The sequence below is a fragment of the Saccharomonospora halophila 8 genome (assembly GCF_000383775.1).
Lineage (GTDB): Bacteria > Actinomycetota > Actinomycetes > Mycobacteriales > Pseudonocardiaceae > Saccharomonospora > Saccharomonospora halophila.
This window is the reverse complement of record NZ_KB912490.1, coordinates 34751-37958: the sequence shown is the minus strand read 5'-3', so window position 1 is coordinate 37958 and position 3208 is coordinate 34751. Positions and strand designations below refer to the sequence as shown.

Annotated in this window: 2 protein-coding genes and 1 pseudogene; all 3 read left to right on the top strand. The window is 72.2% G+C overall.

Translation table 11 applies throughout. The features are described 5' to 3' along the window. Positions 1-178: pseudogene (locus tag SACHA_RS24285) on the top strand (4-(cytidine 5'-diphospho)-2-C-methyl-D-erythritol kinase); the annotation flags it as partial. 74 nt (positions 179-252) lie between these two features. After that, positions 253-2067 (top strand): ABC-F family ATP-binding cassette domain-containing protein, encoded by a 1815-nt coding sequence (locus SACHA_RS0103670; RefSeq protein WP_019807293.1) that lies wholly within the window; start codon positions 253-255, stop codon positions 2065-2067. Between the two features lie 25 nt (positions 2068-2092). Beyond that, positions 2093-3208, top strand: a 1116-nt coding sequence (locus tag SACHA_RS20100; protein WP_039737852.1) for an AMP-binding protein, incomplete at its 3' end; no start/stop codon positions are given.

Sequence of the window (3208 nt, the reverse complement as noted above, 5' to 3'; positions counted from 1 at the left end):
CGCGGGCGCGCTGGCCGGGGTGGTCTCCGGTTCGGGGCCGACGTGCGCGTTCCTGTGCGACGGTCGGGAGGACGCCCTCGCGGTGGCGGCCGAACTGGCGGGCGCGGGGGTGTGCCGCACGGTGCGGGTCGCCCACGGTCCGGTACCGGGAGCCCGGGTGCACACCGACGACGACTGACCCCGTCGGCACCACGAACGAGAACCACACGAAGCGCCGGGCGCGAAGGCCCGGGAAGGGAACACACGAGGCGGATGGCCAACCTGGTCAACCTGGAAGCGGTCGGCAAGTCGCACGGCGAGCGGACGCTGCTGGACGGCGTCTCGCTCGGTGTGGGCGCGGGGGAACGCATCGGCGTCGTCGGCCTCAACGGCGGCGGCAAGACGACGCTGCTGGAGGTGCTCTCCGGCATCAGCGAACCCGACTCGGGCCGGGTGAGCTGGTCGCGCGGCCTGCGGATGCGGGTGGTCACCCAGCGCACCGACCTGCCCGAGGGCGGCACCGTCCGGCAGGCCGTGCTGTCCGACTACGCCGCCGAGCACGAGTGGGCCTCGGAGCCGCGCATCCGGTCGATCGTCGACGGCCTCGGCATCGCCGCGATCGGCCTCGACACCCCCACCGACACGCTCTCCGGCGGTGAGCGCAGGCGGGTGGCGCTCGCCGCGGCGCTGGTGGCCGAACTCGACGTCGTCGTGCTCGACGAACCCACCAACCACCTGGACGTCGAGGGGGTGCGGTGGCTGGCCGACCACCTGCTCGCGCGCCGGGTCTCGCTGATCGTGGTCACCCACGACCGCTGGTTCCTCGACACCGTCTGTTCCCGCACCTGGGAGGTCACCGACGGGCGTGTCGAGCAGTACGAGGGCGGCTACGCCGACTGGGTCTACGCCCGGGCCGAGCGCGCCCGGAAGGCCGCCGCCGCCGAGGAGAAGCGGCGCAACCTCGCCCGCAAGGAGCTCGCGTGGCTCCAGCGCGGCGCCAAGGCCCGTACGTCCAAGCCCAAGTTCCGGGTGGAGGCCGCCGAGGCGCTGATCTCCGACGTGCCCGAACCGCGGGACACGGTGGAACTGACGTCGTTCGCCAAGCGCAGGCTCGGCAAGACCGTGCTGGAGCTGGAGGACTCCTCGCTCTCGATCGACGAACGGACCCTGCTCGACCACGTGACCTGGCGGATCGGCCCGGGAGACCGGATCGGGATCGTCGGCGTGAACGGCTCCGGCAAGACCTCGGTGCTGCGGCTGCTGGCCGGGGAGACCGAACCGGAGACCGGCAGGAGGATCGAGGGCAAGACGGTGCGGATGGCGCACCTGCGCCAGGAGCTCGACGATCTGCCCGGCGACCTGCGGGTGCTGCAGGCGGTGGAGCGGGTCGCCTCCCGGGTCAGCCTGGGTAAGCACGAGCTCTCGGCGTCGCAGCTCGCCGAGCGGCTCGGTTTCGGGCGTGCCCGGCAGTGGACACCGGTCCGGGACCTTTCCGGCGGCGAGCGGCGGCGACTGCAGCTGGTGCGGCTGCTCATGTCCGAGCCCAACGTGCTCCTGCTGGACGAGCCGACCAACGACCTGGATATCGACACCCTGCAGCAGCTGGAGGACCTGCTCGACGGCTGGGCGGGCACCCTCGTCGTGGTCTCGCACGACCGGTACCTGGTGGAGCGCGTCTGCGACAGCGTCGTGGCCCTGTTCGGTGACGGGAACGTGACGCATCTGCCCGGCGGGATCGAGGAGTACCTCGACCGCCGTTCCGCCGTCGGCCGGACGGACGCCCCGCGCGCGGGCGGCACCGGCGCGTCCGGTTCCGGGGACCGGGGTCGGGAGGCAGGCGACGAGGGTGCCGGCTCCGCCCGGACGCTGACCCCGGCCGAGTGGCGGGCCGCGACGAAGGAACTGGGCAAGCTGGAGCGCAGGCTCGACTCGCTCGCGGCGAAGGAGTCCGAGCTGCACGCCGCGCTCGCCGAGGCCGCCACCGACCCGGACCGACTCATGCGGCTCAACACCGAGCTCAAGGACCTGCGGGCGCAGAAGGAGGAGCTGGAGCAGCGGTGGCTGGAGACCTCCGAGGCGCTGGAGTGAAACGGCCCGGGGTTAAGGTTTACTCATGAGTCGGTTCGTGGAGACGATGGTCGCCACCGCGAACGCGGGTGGTCGGCAGCGCGGGATGGTCACGGGGGAACCCACCGAGCCCGTGCGGAGAACGTGGTCCGAGGTGCACGAGCGGGCGCGCAGCCTGGCGGGGGGACTCGTCCGGGGTGGGCTGGAGCCGGGCGCGGCCGTGGCGGTGCTGGCGGGCGCCCCCGAGCTGATCGCGCCCACGGTGCAGGGCACCTGGCTCGCGGGCGGCAGCGTCACCATGCTGCACCAGCCGACCCCGCGGACGGACCTGGCCCAGTGGGCCGACGACACGCTCACCGTGCTGCGGATGATCGGTTCCCGGCTCGTGCTGCTCGGGGAGCCGTTCGACCAGCTCGCCCCGGTCCTGGCCGAACACGGCATCGAGTACCGCCTGATCACCGACCTGGTCGACTTCGAGCCGCTCGCCGAGCCCGTCGAGGTCGACGAGGACGCACTCGCGCTGCTCCAGTTGACCAGCGGATCCACCGCCGAGCCGAAGGCGGTCAAGATCACGCACGGGAACCTGTACTCGAACATCACCGCGATGGTCGAGCGGGCCGAGTTCGACTTCACCCGCGACGTGATGGTGTCGTGGCTGCCCACCTTCCACGACATGGGCATGGTCGGGTTCCTGACGGTGCCGATGACCTTCGGCGTCGAGCTCGTCAAGATCACTCCGGCCGAGTTCCTCACCGGGCCGCTGCTGTGGCCCGAACTGATCAGCAAGTACGGCGGGACGACCACCGCCGCGCCGAACTTCGCCTACGCCATCGTCGGCCGTAGACTGGCCAGAGTGGACGATGACGACGCCTACGACCTGTCCACGCTGCGCATCGCCCTCAACGGGGCGGAGCCGATCGACCCCACCGCCGTGCGAACGTTCACCGACGCGGGGGCGCGGTTCTCGATGCCCGCCGAGTGCGTGTTCCCCGCCTACGGACTCGCCGAGGCGACGCTGGCCGTGTCGTTCGCGCCGCTGTTCACCGGCCTGACCGTCGACGTGATCGAGGCGGAGGCGCTGGAGGCGGACGACCGCGCCGTCCCGGTCGGCGGGGACGACCCGCGTCGCGGCACCGACGCCGTGCGCGGGTTCGCCGTGCTC

Bases quoted from the DNA above. Each gene is read 5' to 3' on its own strand.
- SACHA_RS0103670 (WP_019807293.1), top strand. From the start codon at position 253: ATGGCCAACCTGGTCAACCTGGAAGCGGTCGGCAAGTCGCACGGCGAG.